The sequence below is a fragment of the Thermanaeromonas sp. genome, from assembly GCF_021890735.1.
In the GTDB taxonomy this organism is placed as follows: Bacteria; Bacillota; DSM-521; order Neomoorellales; family Neomoorellaceae; genus Thermanaeromonas.
In genome coordinates, this window is the sequence record NZ_JAKKUR010000033.1 from 1 (window position 1) to 16,430 (window position 16,430).

17 protein-coding genes are annotated in these 16,430 nt (G+C 48.1%); 11 read left to right on the plus strand and 6 right to left on the minus strand.

The window, feature by feature from the left end; all coding sequences use genetic code 11:
- A partial coding sequence (locus tag L5656_RS06930) for a PhnD/SsuA/transferrin family substrate-binding protein (protein WP_297200981.1) occupies window positions 1-522 on the minus strand: 522 nt, incomplete at its 3' end.
- A 155-nt stretch (window positions 523-677) separates the two neighbouring features.
- On the opposite strand from L5656_RS06930, the gene L5656_RS06935 reads away from it, so the two are divergent.
- Window positions 678-1,025 carry a cupin domain-containing protein gene (locus tag L5656_RS06935; protein WP_297200987.1) on the plus strand — a complete coding sequence of 116 codons (348 nt, stop codon included), beginning with the start codon at window positions 678-680 and terminating at the stop codon, window positions 1,023-1,025.
- A gap of 32 nt (window positions 1,026-1,057) precedes the next feature.
- On the opposite strand, the gene L5656_RS06940 is transcribed toward L5656_RS06935, so the two are convergent.
- Window positions 1,058-2,041, minus strand: coding sequence for a cytochrome c biogenesis protein ResB (locus L5656_RS06940; RefSeq protein ID WP_297200990.1), 984 nt, complete (start codon window positions 2,039-2,041; stop codon window positions 1,058-1,060).
- Between the two features lie 289 nt (window positions 2,042-2,330).
- On the opposite strand from L5656_RS06940, the gene L5656_RS06945 reads away from it, so the two are divergent.
- The 9 genes from L5656_RS06945 to L5656_RS06985 all read left to right on the plus strand — a co-directional run bounded on the left by L5656_RS06945 (window position 2,331) and on the right by L5656_RS06985 (window position 11,599).
- Window positions 2,331-2,864, plus strand: coding sequence for an RsbRD N-terminal domain-containing protein (locus L5656_RS06945; protein ID WP_297200993.1), 534 nt, complete (start codon window positions 2,331-2,333; stop codon window positions 2,862-2,864).
- A gap of 41 nt (window positions 2,865-2,905) precedes the next feature.
- On the plus strand, window positions 2,906-4,546 hold the full coding sequence (gene dsrK, locus L5656_RS06950; protein WP_297200996.1) for a sulfate reduction electron transfer complex DsrMKJOP subunit DsrK: 1,641 nt from the start codon (window positions 2,906-2,908) through the stop codon (window positions 4,544-4,546).
- Window positions 4,547-4,577: 31 nt separating this feature from the next.
- Window positions 4,578-4,976 carry a sulfate reduction electron transfer complex DsrMKJOP subunit DsrJ gene (gene dsrJ, locus L5656_RS06955; RefSeq protein ID WP_297200998.1) on the plus strand — a complete coding sequence of 133 codons (399 nt, stop codon included), beginning with the start codon at window positions 4,578-4,580 and terminating at the stop codon, window positions 4,974-4,976.
- Window positions 4,977-4,978: 2 nt separating this feature from the next.
- Window positions 4,979-5,800: a sulfate reduction electron transfer complex DsrMKJOP subunit DsrO gene (dsrO, locus tag L5656_RS06960; RefSeq protein WP_297201000.1), complete on the plus strand. Its 822-nt coding sequence runs from the start codon at window positions 4,979-4,981 to the stop codon at window positions 5,798-5,800.
- Between the two features lie 51 nt (window positions 5,801-5,851).
- Window positions 5,852-7,009 (plus strand): sulfate reduction electron transfer complex DsrMKJOP subunit DsrP, encoded by a 1,158-nt coding sequence (gene dsrP, locus L5656_RS06965; RefSeq protein ID WP_297201003.1) that lies wholly within the window; start codon window positions 5,852-5,854, stop codon window positions 7,007-7,009.
- A gap of 14 nt (window positions 7,010-7,023) precedes the next feature.
- Window positions 7,024-8,019, plus strand: a complete 996-nt coding sequence (gene dsrM / locus L5656_RS06970) for a sulfate reduction electron transfer complex DsrMKJOP subunit DsrM (protein ID WP_297201006.1) — start codon at window positions 7,024-7,026, stop codon at window positions 8,017-8,019.
- 207 nt (window positions 8,020-8,226) lie between these two features.
- Window positions 8,227-9,531, plus strand: a complete 1,305-nt coding sequence (locus tag L5656_RS06975) for a pyrimidine-nucleoside phosphorylase (protein ID WP_297201009.1) — start codon at window positions 8,227-8,229, stop codon at window positions 9,529-9,531.
- 98 nt (window positions 9,532-9,629) lie between these two features.
- Window positions 9,630-10,304 carry a deoxyribose-phosphate aldolase gene (deoC, locus tag L5656_RS06980; RefSeq protein WP_297201012.1) on the plus strand — a complete coding sequence of 225 codons (675 nt, stop codon included), beginning with the start codon at window positions 9,630-9,632 and terminating at the stop codon, window positions 10,302-10,304.
- Between the two features lie 32 nt (window positions 10,305-10,336).
- Complete coding sequence (locus L5656_RS06985) at window positions 10,337-11,599, plus strand: M48 family metallopeptidase (RefSeq protein WP_297201016.1); 1,263 nt, start codon at window positions 10,337-10,339, stop codon at window positions 11,597-11,599.
- A 3-nt stretch (window positions 11,600-11,602) separates the two neighbouring features.
- Here the strand turns inward: L5656_RS06985 and L5656_RS06990 are convergent, their stop codons facing one another.
- The 4 genes from L5656_RS06990 to L5656_RS07005 all read right to left on the minus strand — a co-directional run bounded on the left by L5656_RS06990 (window position 11,603) and on the right by L5656_RS07005 (window position 15,346).
- Complete coding sequence (locus L5656_RS06990; RefSeq protein WP_366018056.1) at window positions 11,603-12,811, minus strand: electron transfer flavoprotein subunit alpha; 1,209 nt, start codon at window positions 12,809-12,811, stop codon at window positions 11,603-11,605.
- 72 nt (window positions 12,812-12,883) lie between these two features.
- The gene (locus tag L5656_RS06995) at window positions 12,884-13,684 is read right to left on the minus strand and encodes an electron transfer flavoprotein subunit beta/FixA family protein (RefSeq protein ID WP_297201022.1); all 801 of its coding nucleotides are present in this window, start codon (window positions 13,682-13,684) and stop codon (window positions 12,884-12,886) included.
- A gap of 15 nt (window positions 13,685-13,699) precedes the next feature.
- Window positions 13,700-14,839, minus strand: a complete 1,140-nt coding sequence (locus tag L5656_RS07000; RefSeq protein WP_297201026.1) for an acyl-CoA dehydrogenase — start codon at window positions 14,837-14,839, stop codon at window positions 13,700-13,702.
- 90 nt (window positions 14,840-14,929) lie between these two features.
- Window positions 14,930-15,346 carry a MaoC family dehydratase gene (locus tag L5656_RS07005; protein WP_297201029.1) on the minus strand — a complete coding sequence of 139 codons (417 nt, stop codon included), beginning with the start codon at window positions 15,344-15,346 and terminating at the stop codon, window positions 14,930-14,932.
- A gap of 286 nt (window positions 15,347-15,632) precedes the next feature.
- Here L5656_RS07005 and L5656_RS07010 point away from each other — a divergent pair.
- Window positions 15,633-16,430, plus strand: a 798-nt coding sequence (locus L5656_RS07010; protein WP_297201032.1) for a PAS domain-containing protein, incomplete at its 3' end; no start/stop codon positions are given.

Here is a 16,430-nt window from a genome sequence, read left to right on the forward strand (position 1 = left end):
GAGGTTTCCCGTGGTAGACATAGGGTCGGTAAAGGCGAACCGGCGATCCCGGAGAGCATCGAAATTCCTGATATCGCTATCAGATCTGGCTATTACATAGGCACGGTAAGTAACCTTTCCATCAATCTGCGGAGCAGCCAGCAGCTCCAGCCCGAATTCTTCGTGCCCTGCTACATAGGAGTAGGTGCAGATAAAAGCTACATCCACTCCTCCAGCCCGCAGGAGGTCGTTCGCTTCAGCATAAGATCTGCGCTGTAATATTTGTACTGGGCGGTGTAGGTGGCGGGACAAGTAATTTAACAGGTCTTCGTAGTAAGTACGGCTATAGCTGGGTGAGGTTATAGAGGAAATGGCCACCTTAAGTGGTTTTTCTGAGGTACTGCTTTTAGACATTACAGGCTTAACCTTAGTGAGATCTATTTGAGGAGCAGAAGGCTTGTTGCATCCGGTAAAAATCCCCAGAATTCCCCCAAGGACTAAAACGTATACAATAAACAAAAGCTTTTTCTTTAACCTAACCATGTCTTTTACTCCTTGTTTTTAATTTTAAACTTTGTTCTCATCATTCGACACTGCACTCTTTTTTCCTGCGGGGTAAGTAGCAGCGAAGAAGGGTATAATGTTATAATACCAACAGAGTTACTCCAAGGCCTTGGATATTTTTAGGAGGGGAAAATATGCATCATAATATTAACCTGCCAGCAACTCAAGGCTTAGAAGCCCGAGTGGCCAACTTAAAGGAGTTGGTAAGTTACCAGGAAGGCTCCATTGTGAGCCGCACCCTTATCGATAAGAAGGCGGGAACAGTAACTTTATTCGCCTTTGCCGCCGGGCAAGGTTTGAGCGAGCATACAGCTCCTTATGATGCTTTGGTACAGGTGTTGGAAGGGGAAGTAGAGATCGCAATAGCGGGTCAGCCCTTCCGGCTTAAAAGCGGGGAAGCCATAATTATGCCTGCTAACCAGCCCCATGCTCTACGGGCTTTAACTAATTTTAAAATGCTCCTCACCATGATACGCTCATAAAAGCTAGGAGTTCCTACATACGGCAATTGCGTTCATTTGGGCTGATGATTAGAGATATATCTCATAGCTAGGCCTCCTAGGAGTAATATGAAACCGGCATAGACTACTGGCATGGCCGGGTCTTTTTTTATTTCTAAACCTGTGTAATACCTGAAGCTCGAAAAGGTGATAGAGTACTCTTTAAGATGGGCTGTTTCTCCAGGATGGACAACGCCTACATCCAATATCTCGTGCCCTTGCATAAGGAGAGAAACCAAGCGGGGGTTACGGGGTAAAGGGGACCGGGATTTTAAGTTTTTACTTTCTTCATCGTAGTCGGGGAGAAACATAAAAAATAGCCGTACACCTTTGCCTTCATCTAGAGGAAGGCTCTTTTTATCTGGCAATTCAAAGGGGATTGTCTTATCATTAGAAACCACCTGGCCTTTTAGGAGCCAGCCGTAGCTTACCTGATATATTTTAAAACCGGCAAATTCTAGGGGATAGTTTACCTTGATTTCTTTCTTAATTTGTTTGCCTTGAGCGGTCTTTAAGGTTACATAGCTTATATATTGCTTAGGCTCTAGGGTGGGATAGTATTCTATTTTAAAGTCTTCTACGGTAAGGGTTGTGCCCGGAAAACCATAAGAAGCAAGATCCAAGCTATCCCCCGTACCCATTTCTACATAGATACTCCTTTTTAAGGCTCCGGAAAGCGTGGCCCCTACAAGGATCACTAGCAAGCTGAGATGCAGGAGGAGGGAACCCCATTCCTTTAAGGTTTTTGGCTGTCTTAGCCGGCGGACCGTGCAGAGGAGAAGATTGACAGCAAGCAGCCCCTCTAAAGAAATAAACCACCAGCTACGGTAGATATTGTGCAAGGAAAAGAATATTATAAGTTCGCCTACCGGCCTTCCGTAATAGGCCCGGTAGAATTCATGGGGTTGGCCCTGGGGGATAAGGCTGCCGATGGCGGCCAGGGCTGCTAAAACTAAAAGGAGATATATGGCCAGCCTCATAGAGGATAAAAAGCGCATTTTTAATCACCAATCAAAACAAAGTGAACTACTCTGAGTATAACCTCAATCTCCCCTTTTAAGTCAAGGGAATAGAGGGAAGAACTACAGTTTAGGTTGAGAAAAAGGGCATCAAAAATTTAAGGGCCTTGGCAGGAATTTAAAAAGAAATAGCGAATGGAATTTAAAAATAACAGAAGTAGTTCAAGTAAAAACGAAAAAGGGAGAGGCAGCATGAAAAGCCGGGTTGGTGAGCAACTTCTACCAACACAGCGGCTGCCGATTTTAGGGAAGAAAAGGGAATAAAGCTATGAAGCTACCTCAAGTATTAACAGACAGGAAGCCAGAGATCATAGCCAGGTGGTTTCATTTAGTGGTGAGCACTTATCCTCCCGATACGGCCAAGTTTTTGCTCCAGGAGAAAGATCCCTTCGCTAACCCTGTAGGCCAGGCCTTAAGGGAAGGGCTGGAAGGGATATATGAAGGTTGGCTTAAAGGAGTAAGTGAAAAGGAACTTTATCCCTATATGGATAGGATAGTCCGCATACGGGCGGTCCAGGATTTTTCACCTAGTAAGGCGGTAGGTTTTGTGTTGCTGCTTAAAGAAGCCCTGCGCCAGGAATTGGAACCTGAGATAAAAAAAGGACACGTGTCTTGGGAGGATTTAGAATACGCCTATTCCCTGGTGGATAGGGTACAACTTTTGGCCTTTGATGTGTATGCGAAATGCCGTGAGGAGCTGTATGAGATACGGGTGAAGGAGATAAAAAATAGAGTACAGAAGCTTTGGGAGAGGGTGAATAAAGAGATAACCGGCGAAGTAAGGCCGGAAGATACTCAGTAGGTTGGTGTCCGGGCCCTGACTAACCAAGGAAGGTGGGGAGGATGTCCAGGATAAGTAAGCCGGAAGAGTTAATGAAGATAAACTACAGGCCACCCAAGACCGGGTGGATGGATACCCCGGTAGAGTTCAGGCGGGGTACTTGGCTATATGCGGCTAAACCGAAAAGCTTGGAGGTTTTGGAGCTTCCTAACCCCCGGGAGTGGTCACCGGAGGAAGAGGATTGGAAGCTTCCGGAGAATTGGAAGGAAATTCTATTACAAGGATTAAAAGAGCGCTTGGAGAGGTTCCGGTCCTTAAAGCTCTTCTTAGATATCTGTGTGCGCTGCGGGGCCTGCGCCGATAAGTGCCATTTTTTCCTCGGCTCCGGGGATCCCAAGAATATGCCGGTTTTAAGGGCTGAGCTTTTGCGCAGCATCTACCGCCGGGATTTTACTACGACAGGTAAAATCTTGGGGAAGCTGGTAGGCGCCAGGGATCTCACGGTAGAGGTGGTAAAAGAGTGGTATTACTACTTTTACCAGTGCACTGAATGCCGCCGGTGTTCCCTCTACTGCCCCTTTGGGATAGATACGGCAGAGATAACCATGCTGGGTCGCGAACTTTTAGGGCTTCTCGGTTGTTATCCTGATTGGACGGTGGCCTCAGCAGCCAACTGCTACCGTGTAGGAAACCACGTGGGTATTGAACCCCACGCCTTCCGGGATATGGTAGAGTTCTGCGTGGATGAGATCGAAAATATAACCGGAATCAGGGTGGAGCCCACCTTCAACCGTAAGGGAGCCGAGATACTCTTCATCGCCCCGTCCGGCGATGTCTTCGCCGACCCGGGGATCTATACCTTCATGGGGTACCTCATGCTTTTCCATGAGATAGGTCTAGACTACACTTTGAGCACTTATGCCTCAGAAGGGGGAAATTTCGGGTTATTTACCTCCCATGAAGTGATGAAGAGGCTCAATGCCAAGATGTATGCTGAAGCTAAGAGGCTCGGCGTAAAGTGGATCTTAGGCGGGGAATGCGGCCATATGTGGCGAGTTATCCACCAATATATGGATACCATGAACGGACCGGCCGACTTCCTGGAGGAACCTGTCTCTCCCATTACAGGTACTAAATTTGAAAATGCTAAATCCACCAAGATGGTGCATATCTGCGAGTTCACTGCTGATCTCATCCGCCACGGCAAGCTCAACCTGGATCCCAGCCGTAACGACCACCTTATAGTAACCTTCCACGACTCCTGTAATCCTTCCCGGGCCATGGGGTTTTTCGAGGAACCCCGTTATATCCTAAAGAATGTATGCCGCAATTTCTACGAGATGCCCGAAAACACCATAAAGGAGAACACCTTCTGCTGCGGGAGCGGGGCTGGCCTTAATGCTGATGAAAACTTCGAGATGAGGATGCGGGGTGGGTTCCCCCGGGCCAACGCGGTAAGGTATGTGCATCAGAAGTACGGTGTGAACCTGCTGGCTTGTATCTGCGCCATAGACCGGGCGGCGCTGCCGGCCCTTATGGATTACTGGGTGCCCGGTGTGGCCGTGGCTGGCGTTCACGAGCTTTTAGGTAATGCCCTGGTAATGAAAGGAGAAAAGGAGCGCACCACCACCCTGCGGGGTGAACCCCTAGAAGGGAAAGGAAAGCGCGAAGGGGAAATGGAGCCGGGTAAGGACGATGCCTAGGCTTGAGCTTCCGTAGAAGGAAGGGGATAAGATGAGGGTACCTGATTTTAAGTATATACTCATAGGAGTAGGTGCGTTTATTTTCCTCTTTAGCTTCCCTTTCTGGTATAACGCGGGAAGGGCAGCCACCGCACCTGCTCCGGATCTTAATACTCCCACTATAAACGAATTAGAAATTAAAGAATGTGTAGAGCCCACAGATTTCATGCGGGCCAATCACATGAGGCTTTTGAACGAGTGGCGGGACCGGGTGGTTCGCCAGGGAGAAAGGGTTTACGTGTCTACAAGCGGTAAGGAATACATCATGAGCCTTCAGAATACTTGCCTGGCGTGCCACTCCAATAAAGCCCAGTTTTGCGATGAGTGCCATAACTATTTAAGGGTAACTCCTGACTGCTGGAGTTGCCATCTAGAATCAAAGGGGAAATAGCCATGAGGACGACCAGGAGAGATTTTCTTAAGATCGGTGGTGTTTGCGGGTTAGTTTTTCTTGTATTTCCCACGGTTAAAGGTTTAGCCGCCGGGGAAGGGCAGGAGAGTCTTATAAGAAAGTTAGCCATGATGGGCCAGGAGGGGAGTTCTTCTGTTCCTTCCCGGGCCGGGACAAGGGAGATCAAATGGGGCCTGTTGGTGGATATGGAGAAGTGCTGGTCCAGGGTGGACTGTGTAGAATGTATCCTGGCCTGTAGAAGAGAACACAACATCCCTGATATACCTACTCCGAAGGAAGAGATTAAATGGATATGGAAGGAGCCTTTTGCCAATGCCTTTCCGGAGCAGGAGCATGAGTATTTGCCTGAAGCCTTGGGAGAAAAACCTGTAGTAGTACTATGTAATCATTGTGATAACCCGGCCTGTGTAAGAGTCTGTCCTACTAAGGCTACCTATAAGAGGGCAGACGGTATTGTGATGATGGATTATCACCGTTGCATTGGCTGCCGGTACTGCATGGCGGCCTGCCCGTATGGTGCCCGGAGCTTTAATTTCCGGGATCCGCGGCCCTTTATAAAAGAGACAAATCCCTCTTTCCCTACCCGGGAAAAAGGGGTGGTGGAGAAGTGCAATCTATGCGTGGAAAGGATAGATGCCGGGCTAAGACCTGCATGTGTAGAGGCCTGCCCGGCGGGTGCCCTTATTTTTGGAAACCTGGAGGATCCAGATTCCGAGATACGGGAAAAGTTGCGCTCTTTCCTTACCATCCAGCGCAAATCTGAGCTAGGTACCAGGCCTAAGGTTTATTATGCTTTGCCTTAAGGTTCAGTGACTTAGGACTTAAAAAGAAAAGGTCTTGGGGGAAGAGAAGCCATGTTAGTGAAAGCTTTAAAAGGAAGCCCCAGGTATTGGAGCTGGATGATATCGTTGCTTATGTTGATGGGCGTAGGTTTTATCTGTTACCTTTGGCAGCTAAACCAGGGCCTTACTATCACCGGTCTTAACCGGGACGTATCCTGGGGCCTTTATATCGGCCAGTTCACCTTCCTGGTGGGGGTTGCAGCTTCGGCCGTGATGGTGGTTCTACCTTATTACCTCCATAATGTGAAGGCCTTCGGCAGGATCACTATCCTGGGGGAATTTTTGGCGGTATCTGCCATCGTTATGTGCCTTCTTTTTGTTATAGTAGACCTCGGTAAACCCATGCGCCTGTTTAATGTCCTTCTTTATCCCACTCCTAATTCCATTCTCTTCTGGGATATGGTTGTACTGAACGGCTACCTTCTTTTAAACCTTATCATCGGCTGGAACGTGCTCGAGGCAGAATATAAGGAAGTGTCTCCTCCTAAATGGGTTAAAATATTAACCTATATTTCCATTCCTTGGGCCATCAGCATCCATACGGTGACGGCTTTCCTTTATGCAGGACTCCCGGGACGGCATTACTGGCTTACGGCACTGATGGCTGCCCGCTTCCTGGCTTCGGCCTTTGCTTCCGGTCCGGCTTTACTTATTATCCTCTGCTTTATCCTTAAAAAATTTAGCCGCTTCGATCCCGGGAAAGAAGCTATCGAGAAGCTCTCCGCCATCGTGGCTTATGCCATGATTATCACAGCCTTTTTTGTAGGCTTGGAATTATTTACTGCCTTTTATAGCCAAGTACCGGCTCACGGGACGTATACTTTGATGTACCTTTTTGCCGGCTTGGAAGGCCATGGGAAGCTGGTACCCTTTATGTGGGTTTTCGTTGTGCTAGCTGCTTTGGCTATAGTTCTCCTGGTGATACCGGGTACTCGACAAAAAGAAAGTACACTTCTTCTAGCCTGTGGGGCCACCTTTATCTCCTTATGGATCGAGAAGGGGTTGGCCTTAGTTATAGCCGGTTTTATCCCCAATCCCTTGGAGAGGGTAACCGAATATGCTCCTACCTTACCGGAAGCTTTAATTACCTTAGGTGTATGGGCTACAGGTCTTTTCATGCTCACCATACTTTATAAAATAGTAATTTCTGTTAAGGAAGAAATTGCCTGAAGGGGTAGGGTAACATGGGTGTTATCTTTTCATTAGGGATCGTGTTGGCCCTCGTCTTGGTGGTCACCGTAGGAGTAGAAGTATTAAAGCTTGACTTCTTCTTCGGAGTTGTAGTACCTTATGTCACTCTGGCCACTTTCCTCGGAGGGATGGTGTACCGCATCATGCATTGGGGGCGTTCCCCGGTGCCTTTCCGGATACCGACCACAGGTGGCCAGCAAAAATCGTTGCCCTGGATCAAGCCTAGCTTTTTGGATAATCCTTCTACTGCTTTAGGAGCAGCGGCGCGGGTTGCTTCCGAAGTTTTACTTTTCCGTTCCCTTCTTCGCAATACCAAGGCAGAACTGAGGGAAGGGCCCCGGCTTACCTATCACTGGGAAAAGTGGCTGTGGCTGGGCGGCCTTCTGTTCCATTGGTCTTTCTTCATTATCCTTTTCCGGCATTTAAGATATTTTACAGAGCCGGTACCGGGATGGGTATCTTTCCTGGAGGGTATAGACGGATTTTTCCGCGTAAGTTTGCGGGCTGTGTACATTACAGATGTATTATTCCTCGTTGCGGTAACCTATCTTTTGCTCAGAAGGCTTATCATCCCGCAGGTTCGCTATATTTCGTTGCCTGCTGATTATACCCCTCTCTTCTTGCTCTTAGGCATAGGAATTTCGGGTGTTCTGATGCGCTATTTTTGGAGCGTGGACGTGGCTGCTGTTAAAGAACTGGCTTTAGGGTTGATTACTTTTCGTCCCCGGGTTCCAGAGGGCATAGGGGTATTGTTTTACATCCATTTCTTCTTGGTTTGCGCCTTGGCAGCCTATTTCCCCTTTAGTAAAATGGTGCATATGGCAGGGATATTTTTATCCCCTACACGAAACTTACCCAACAACAGCCGGGCCGTAAGGCATATAAATCCGTGGAATTATCCGGTAAAAGTGCACACTTATGAGGAGTATGAAGAGGAATTCCGGGAGAAAATGAAAATGGCGGGTATACCTGTGGAAAAAGAGGGTTAGCGCTAAGGCTAACAGGATGTAGCTAAAGACTCTGCAAAGGCGCCGGCTTGTAGCCCGGCGCTTTTTTTGTAAGCCAAGCAGGCTGTAACAAATAGGGGAGATAGCCAAGGAGCGAGAAAAAGTAATGTTAAACTTTAGTAGTTTTAGGCTTCAAGTTTCCCAATCTGGGAAGCCCTTTTAAAGGAAATGGGAGGGATTGTTGTAAGTATGAGGATATATGACCTAATAAAGAAAAAAAGAAATGGTGGAGTTCTAACCCGACAGGAAATTGAATTTATTGTTAAGGGCTTTACTTCAGGCGAGATACCTGATTACCAGATGGCCGCGCTGGCCATGGCCATTTATTTTCAGGGTATGAATATAGAGGAGACAGTGCATCTAACCCTGGCCATGGCGGATTCGGGAGTAAGGCTCGATCTATCCTCTATCCCCGGGATAAAAGTGGATAAACACAGTACAGGGGGTGTGGCGGATACCACCACCTTGGTCCTAGCACCTTTAGTTGCTTCCTGCGGGGTACCTGTAGCTAAACTGTCCGGACGGGGACTGGGACATACAGGAGGTACCATAGATAAGTTAGAGTCCATACCAGGGCTTAAGGTAGAGCTTTCCCTGGAGGAATTTAAGGAAAACGTGAAAAAATACGGGATAGCGATAGCCAGCCAGAGTGAAGAGCTGGCTCCTGCAGACAAGAAATTATATGCCTTACGGGATGTCACGGCTACGGTGGATTCCATTCCCCTTATAGCAAGCTCGGTAATGAGTAAGAAGATCGCGGCCGGTGCGGATGCCATAGTCCTAGACGTTAAGGTTGGCCAGGGTGCCTTTATGAAAGACTTGCCTTCCGCCAGGAAGCTTGCCCAAGTTATGGTAGATATAGGCCGCTCTGTAGGGCGTAAGACCATAGCGTACATTACCAATATGGACCAACCTTTGGGATTAGCCATAGGCAATAGTTTAGAAGTCGCGGAAGCCATACAGGTTTTGCGCGGTGAAGGCTCTCAAGATCTAGTAAACCTTTGCTTGGAGCTGGGCAGCGCTATGCTAGTGCTGGGCGGAAAGGCTAAGGATAAAGAGGAAGGTAAAAAGAAATTAAGGGAAGCTCTAGCAAGTAGGAAAGCGTTAGAGAAGTTCCGCGAGTTTATCCTGGCCCAGGGGGGAGAGGTAAAAGTAGTAGAGGATCTAGATCTTTTACCCCAGGCCCGCTTTAAAGAGAGCTGGGTGGCTAAAGAAGAAGTTTATATAGCTGAACTTCCCGCAGAAAGGTTAGGCCAGGTGGCCATGAAACTGGGTGCTGGGAGAGAAAAGAAAGGACAGGATATAGATTTAGCAGTGGGCCTAGTGTTAGGTGGTAAAGTAGGGGACCGGATAGAGAAGGGGGAACCTATTGTTACCGTTTACGCTAATGATGAAAAGAAGTTAAAAGCTGCCCTAGAAGAGCTTAAGGCCTTAATTAAGTTATCCCCTGCTCCTGTTCCACCTTTACCCCTTATCTTAGAACAAGTGTCTTAGAGAGGAGAAAGCCTTAAAAAGCTCTTATTCATGTACACAAATAGCGCTACTTATCCTGGAAAACCCGTATCAGACTTTAAGAAAGGAGAACTTTTAGCATGTGGAATAAAAGAAAAATAGCCTCAGTAATCGAGCACACTCTGCTTAAGCCGGTAGCTACCCAAAGGGATATAGAGAGGCTTTGCACCGAAGCATTAGAGTGCGGTTTCTTTAGCGTCTGTGTTAATCCTTGCTACGTATCTTGGGCGGCTAGGTTTTTGGAGGGTTCGGGGATAAAAGTTTGTACCGTTATAGGCTTTCCCTTGGGCGCTACTACCATTAGGAATAAAGTTTTCGAGGCCAGCGAAGCCGTAAGTAACGGGGCCGCAGAGATAGATGTGGTCATAAATTTAGGCATGTTTAGAAGCGGTGCCGAGGAGTATATAAGGCGCGAGCTAAAAGAGATCATCCAGACTGCTAAGGCCAAAAAGGAAGATACAGTGGTGAAAGTTATTATTGAGACCTCCCTTCTAGAGGAACAAGAAAAGGTTATCCTCACCCGGTTAGCTGTAGAAGAAGGGGCAGATTTTATCAAGACGAGTACAGGTTTTAATGGTCCCGGTGCTACCGTGGAAGATGTCCGCCTTATCCGGCAGGTGGTGGGGGATAAGGCAGGGGTAAAGGCTTCTGGCGGTATCCGCACCTATTCTGATGCGGTTAAAATGCTAGAAGCTGGGGCCAACCGGCTAGGAACGAGTTCAGGATTAAGTATTTACCAGGAAGCACCGGAGTAAACTGAGGGTAGGTAATGTTTAGAGGTAAATTTATGACAGAAAGGATGGGGAAGGGGTTGGCCAAAGCCAGCATCTTGTGGGGTTTGCTTTTGGGCTTGGTGGCGCTACTTATAGCGTTATATATTCTTTTTCTTATCCTCCCTCCGCCAGTTCCTTCCCTTGTATGGCAATATTTTACTTCCCTGGATGTAGAACGTGCCCGGCGCTACCAGATGGTGATGAGGTTTAGCAGTCTTTTAGCCTACTTAGCCAAAACCGGCCTGCTTTTGTGGCTTTGGTGGAGCGGGCGGGCGGCGGCGCTGGCTTCGGGTATTTTACGCCTGTCCGGCCAGCGATATTTTTTAGCTACAGGCTTGTTTTTTATATTGATTTGGGCGCTTCTCAAAGGCGTAGCTTTTCCCTTTTCTTTTTATAGCAGCTTTATAGTCCAGCACCTTTGGGGGTTTTCCACCCAAACTCTAGCTTCCTGGTGGGTGGATTATTTAAAGGCTTCCGGGATAGATCTTTTGCTTTCGGGTATAGGGACGTTGCTTTTTTTCTGGGCCACCGGACGCTGGCCCTTTAGCTGGTGGGCGGTTGCCGGGCTTATTTTAGCTTTTTGGATGGTAGTAGAGACTTTCTTATGGCCAGTAGTGCTGGCCCCCCTTTTTAACCGGTTCGAGCCTCTAAAGGAGGGGCCGGTCAAGTCAATGGTGGTGGAGCTGTCCCAAAGGGCGGGCCTTGAAGTAAAAGAGGTCTGGGTTATGGATGCTAGCCGGCGTACCACTAAAGCCAACGCCTATTTCACCGGCCTGGGCAAGACTAAAAGGATAGTGCTGTATGATAATCTTTTACGTGACTATTCCCCGGAGGAAGTAGAAGCAGTGGTGGCCCACGAAATGGGCCACTGGAAGAAGGGCCATATTGTAAAGGGATTGCTCTGGGGGATAGTAGGAGGATTTATTTTCTTCATTTTACTTTACGGTATTTTGCGGCTCACAGCTCCAGGCGAGATAGTACCCGGCCAGCCCTATCCACCGCATTTGCTGGTAGTTATCTTAGTCTTTGTCCAGCTTATCTCGTTCTTAGCCCAGCCGGTAGGGAACGCCCTCTCCCGGAGGCAAGAAGTCGAAGCTGACCGGGTAGCCCTGGAGCTTACTGGAAATCGTCAGGCCATGGTAGAACTTCATGTACACCTTGCCCGAAGGAACCTGCAGGAAATAGCACCGCATGCCTTCATCGAATGGCTCACCTATTCCCATCCCGCCCCCTGGCGCAGGATCAAGGATGCGTTAAAGGAGGGAGAGGGGGAGTGAGAATTAATAAGCTAATTGCAGAGATCTTAGCTTTTGGGCCAGAATGGGTAATACCTCATGGACATCGCCCACGATACCGTAATCAGCCACCTTGAATATTGGGGCCTCAGGATCGGTATTAATGGCTACGATACAGCCCGAATTCTGCATCCCAGCCAAGTGCTGAATCGCTCCCGAGATCCCGCACGCGATATACAGCTTGGGTTTAACTGTTTTACCCGTCTGCCCGACTTGGTGGTCCCGGCTTATCCAGCCTGCATCTACTGCCGCACGTGAGGCTCCAACAGTGGCTCCTAACAGTTTAGCCACCTCTTCTAACTTTTTAAAGCCCTCAGGTCCACCCAGGCCGCGCCCTCCGGCAATGATGATCTCTGCCTCTTCCAAGTTCACAGTAGTGCGGGCTTCTTCTATAACTTCTAGAACCTTGGTTCTCAAACACTTCGAGGGAATCTCGTAAGAACGCCTCACTACCTCTCCCGTACGGCTATAATCTGGCTCTTTTTTCCTCATCACTCCCGGCCGGACAGTAGCCATCTGCGGACGGTGGTGAGGACAGGTTATGGTAGCCATTAAATTCCCACCAAACGCGGGACGTGTCTGTAAAAGGATTTTTTCTTCTGGGTCGATGGCCAACTCTGTGCAGTCGGCAGTGAGACCGGTACCGACACGGCGGGCCAGACGGGGAGCCAGATCCCTACCTAAGGGGGTGGCGCCCAGGAGAAAAATTTCCGGCTTGAATTCCTCGACCAATTTAGCCAATACAAAAGTATAGGGTTCGGTCCGATAAGAAGCCAGCTCATGGTGTTCGACGAGATAGACACGATCCGCGCCATAGGCAAAAAGTTCGTCCGCTAGTAAGGAGACCTCGTGGCCCAGAAGTGCAGCAGCCACGTAAGTTTGGCGCTGGGTGGCTAGATCTTGAGCCGCACCCAAGAGTTCCCGTACAACCTCAGCCAGTCGGCCCCGGTGTTGCTCGGCAAATATCCAGATTCCCTCGTAGGACTCGGGAGATGGTTTAAATTGAGGGGCGGTATGGCCTGTATCTTCTTCCTTCTCGATGGCGCCGAATTTACAGGAATCGAGGCATGCGCCGCAGTTAGTGCAGGTCTCCTTTATTCGAGCTTTTTTATCCACAATCTCTATCGCCTCAAAGGGGCAACGCCGTAGGCAGGCTTTACAACCTGTACATAGCTCAGGATTTATGTGCATCATGTGAACCTCCTCTTAATCTCATCCTCAGCCGGGTTAAAGTCAATGAATATCATACCGTAATAAGACGAAGCTCTAGGTGGCAAGGGCTTTTAACAGCCTGCGCTCCTTGAGCTCCTCGACCAAGGCTGTGGTTACCTCATCTAAGGAACCTTTTAACATAACGCAGTTTCTTTTGTGTTCAGGAACAAAGGTACGCTGTACTTGAGTAGGAGACCCCTTGAGGCCTATCAAATTAGGATCAACGGGCACATCGTTAGCTGTCCAAACGGTAACGCCCTGTCTTAAGGCGCGCATAATCCCTCGAATAGAAGGATAGCGAGGCGTATTTAACTCTTTTATAACCGTAAACAAGGCCGGAAGACGCGTTTCAACGATTTCATAGCCACGCTCAAGGGCGCGTTGGAGGCGGCACGTACCGTCTGAAAGAAGTTCTATTTTTTGTACGTAAGTGACTTGGGGAATATCTAGCAACTCAGCTAGTTGAGGCCCTACCTGAGCAGTGTCCCCGTCGATAGCCTGGCGGCCGGTAAGGACTAAGTCATAGGGACCTAACTGCTTTATGGCCTGGGCTAAAGTGTAAGATGTTGCGGCGGTATCGGCGCCGGCGAAAGCGCGATCGGTGAGCAAGATGGCCCTGTCGACGCCCATAGCTAGGGCTTCCAAGAGGGCATCTTCTGCCTGGGGTGGCCCCATGGAAAGGGCAATTACCTCCGCTCCGCACTGATCCTTTATAGTCAAAGCGGCCTCTAGGGCATGACGATCTTCAGGGTTAATTATGCTAGGTACCCCTGTTCGTATCAGAGTACCTGTGCGAGGATCTATGCGCACTTCGGTGGTGTCTGGTACTTGTTTTATGCAAACTATTATCCGCATTTATACGGTTCCTCCTTAGCGCAAGAGATGGGAAGCAATTACCATGCGTTGTACTTCTGAAGTGCCTTCGTATATTTCCGTAATCTTGGCATCACGGAAGAAGCGTTCCACGGGATAATCCTTCATATAGCCGTATCCCCCGTGGATTTGAACTGCCTTTATGGCTTGTTGCATAGCTACTTCTGAAGCATAAAGTTTGGCCATGGCTGCCTCCTTGGAGAAGGGTTGTTTATTATCTTTGAGCCAGGCCGCACGGTAGGTCAAGAGGCGTGCTGCTTCGACCTGGGTAGCCATATCGGCCAGCATCCATTGTATGGCCTGGAAGGAACCAATGGGCTTACCGAACTGCTCGCGCTCTTTAGCATAGCGCAGGCAGGCATCCAGGCAGGCTTGGGCTATTCCTACAGCTTGTGCGGCGATACCTATCCTACCCCCATCAAGGGTTTGCATGGCGATCTTAAACCCTTCTCCCTCTTCTCCCAGTCTGTTTTCTACGGGAATACGGCAGTTTTGGAAGATAAGTTCTGTGGTGCTGGAAGCGCGAATGCCTAATTTATCTTCTTTCTTACCAAAGGAGAATCCCGGTGTACCCTTTTCAACAATAAAAGCGGTGATACCACGAGCACCTTTGGAAGGGTCTGTCTTGGCTAAGACAATGTAAATATCAGCAACCCCGCCATTGGTAATGAAGATCTTGTTGCCGTTTAAGATATAGGAATCGCCTTGGCGTGTAGCTGTTGTCCTGATGGAAGCAGCGTCTGTCCCCGCATTGGGCTCGGTTAGGGCAAAAGCCCCCAGTCTGTTTCCCTGAGCTAACGGCACAAGGAAACGCTGCTTTTGTTCCTCGGTACCGAACTGGTAGATAGGGTGAGCGCAAAGGGAAGTATGGGCGGAGACAATGACCGCCGTAGCAGCGCATACCCGGGCCAGTTCTTCTACAGTAATAATGTAACTCAAAGTATCGGCTCCAGCCCCGCCGTATTCCTCGGGGAAGGGGATTCCCAGCATGTTGTAGCGGGCCATCTTCTTTACTATTTCCCAGGGGAATTCACCAGTGCTGTCCCGCTCGGACGCTCCTGGCGCAACTTCTTTTTCAGCGAATTCCCTCACCATCTGGCGGATCATGCGTTGAGATTTGGTTAAGTTTAAGTCCATATGGGGATATATCTCTCCTTTCATTTACTTCGGTGATGCTGGTATTAGGTGGAAATTAAGTGGCAGTGGCTATTGTACTTAAGAATACATTCACGAATCTATTTTTTTAATTAGAGCTTCTCCCCTTAAGACCGTGTCGCCTTTCTGGTTTACCGCAATTGTTTTTAAACGCAAGATTTTTTTCTCTGGCTTTTTTTCCAGTACTTCAACTTCTGCCGTTATGGTATCACCTATCCGCACTGGAGCGGTGAACTCGAGTTCCTGCTTGAGATAGATGCTGTTCGGGCCAGGCAGCTTGGTTCCTAATACCGCGGAGATAAGTCCCGCAGTTAGGAGACCATGAGCAATTCTTTCCTTGAAGATAGTTTTTTTAGCAAATTCTGCGTCCACATGTACAGGATTGAAGTCGCCGGTGATACCGGCGAAAGCGTAGATGTCAGTTTCAGTGATGGTTTTGCTTAGGCTAGCTTTTTGGCCAATTTGAATTTCATCAAAGGTAGAGGACATATTTTTTACCCCCCTATCTCAATTTTTTGTTTGAAGCTACCCAATCTAGTTCCGTGTACCCTCAGGATTAGCAGGGCGTTTCATGTAAGTGATGTGGGTGTTTTCTAAACTGAACCCCTATGCAAGATTCATGCCAGGTACAGGTGGATTATGAGTTTTGATAGAAAATGGCAAGGTAGGGAATGCGGTGTGGGTCTTGAAGTAAGCTTCTTGAGATGTTTGAGATGATTGAAGGGATATGGTACCCTTATAATTAGGTTTAAGTTTTTTTAAGGGGGTAAAAAGGATGCACATACCCGCACGTTTTCTAAAGCTTTTATGGGAAACCTTAGAGGACCCACTATTAGTAGCGGACAGTTCCCTCCGTATAATTAGTGCAAATCCATCTGCTACAAAGCTCTTGGGCGGTTCACTTATAGGGAGCTCGTTAAAAGAACTGTTCGGTGCTCTTTTTTTCGAAGAACTTACTAATCTAGCTAAGGGTGGTGGACAAATAGAAAAAGAGATAAGTATCCGTGAGCGGAACTTTTTGTGCCGAGCTGTAACCCTAAGAAATGGGGCTGGGAATAAGGGACTTTTGTTATTATTGCGAGAGACAACTGAGTTAAAGAGAATACTACAGAGGCTTGAACTGACTGAAAGATGGAGGAATATTTTGTACACTATTTTAGATACGGCATATGAGGGGATAGTAGTAGTCGACGAAAACGGTTATATCACTATGTTTAATCGAGCCTATGCAGATTTTTTAGGTGTTAAGCCTGAGGAAATGATTGGCAAACATGTTCAGGAGGCCATTGAAAATACCAGAATGCATATTGTTGTCAAAACAGGGAAACCGGAATTTCGGCAAGTACAACGCATAAAGGGCCATAACATGATTTGCGACCGCATCCCGATCTGGGAAGGAAATAAGATTATAGGAGCTGTAGGCAAAGTATTATTCCGCGATATCTCCGAAGTTGATAAGTTGGCAGAACAAATACAAAGGTTACAAAAGGAGCTGGAATATTATAAGGGACAGCTTCGGCGTCATTACCAACAGGCAAGGTACTCTCTCGAAGATATTATAGGCGAGAGCCAT

Excerpts from the sequence above, each read along its gene's own strand:
- L5656_RS06935 (WP_297200987.1), top strand. The coding sequence starts at position 678 with ATGCATCATAATATTAACCTGCCAGCAACTCAAGGCTTAGAAGCCCGA.
- L5656_RS06940 (WP_297200990.1), bottom strand. The coding sequence starts at position 2,041 with ATGCGCTTTTTATCCTCTATGAGGCTGGCCATATATCTCCTTTTAGTT.
- L5656_RS06945 (WP_297200993.1), top strand. The coding sequence starts at position 2,331 with ATGAAGCTACCTCAAGTATTAACAGACAGGAAGCCAGAGATCATAGCC.
- dsrK (WP_297200996.1), top strand. The coding sequence starts at position 2,906 with ATGTCCAGGATAAGTAAGCCGGAAGAGTTAATGAAGATAAACTACAGG.
- dsrJ (WP_297200998.1), top strand. The coding sequence starts at position 4,578 with ATGAGGGTACCTGATTTTAAGTATATACTCATAGGAGTAGGTGCGTTT.
- dsrO (WP_297201000.1), top strand. The coding sequence starts at position 4,979 with ATGAGGACGACCAGGAGAGATTTTCTTAAGATCGGTGGTGTTTGCGGG.
- dsrP (WP_297201003.1), top strand. The coding sequence starts at position 5,852 with ATGTTAGTGAAAGCTTTAAAAGGAAGCCCCAGGTATTGGAGCTGGATG.
- dsrM (WP_297201006.1), top strand. The coding sequence starts at position 7,024 with ATGGGTGTTATCTTTTCATTAGGGATCGTGTTGGCCCTCGTCTTGGTG.
- L5656_RS06975 (WP_297201009.1), top strand. The coding sequence starts at position 8,227 with ATGAGGATATATGACCTAATAAAGAAAAAAAGAAATGGTGGAGTTCTA.
- deoC (WP_297201012.1), top strand. The coding sequence starts at position 9,630 with ATGTGGAATAAAAGAAAAATAGCCTCAGTAATCGAGCACACTCTGCTT.
- L5656_RS06985 (WP_297201016.1), top strand. The coding sequence starts at position 10,337 with ATGACAGAAAGGATGGGGAAGGGGTTGGCCAAAGCCAGCATCTTGTGG.
- L5656_RS06990 (WP_366018056.1), bottom strand. The coding sequence starts at position 12,811 with ATGATGCACATAAATCCTGAGCTATGTACAGGTTGTAAAGCCTGCCTA.
- L5656_RS06995 (WP_297201022.1), bottom strand. The coding sequence starts at position 13,684 with ATGCGGATAATAGTTTGCATAAAACAAGTACCAGACACCACCGAAGTG.
- L5656_RS07000 (WP_297201026.1), bottom strand. The coding sequence starts at position 14,839 with ATGGACTTAAACTTAACCAAATCTCAACGCATGATCCGCCAGATGGTG.
- L5656_RS07005 (WP_297201029.1), bottom strand. The coding sequence starts at position 15,346 with ATGTCCTCTACCTTTGATGAAATTCAAATTGGCCAAAAAGCTAGCCTA.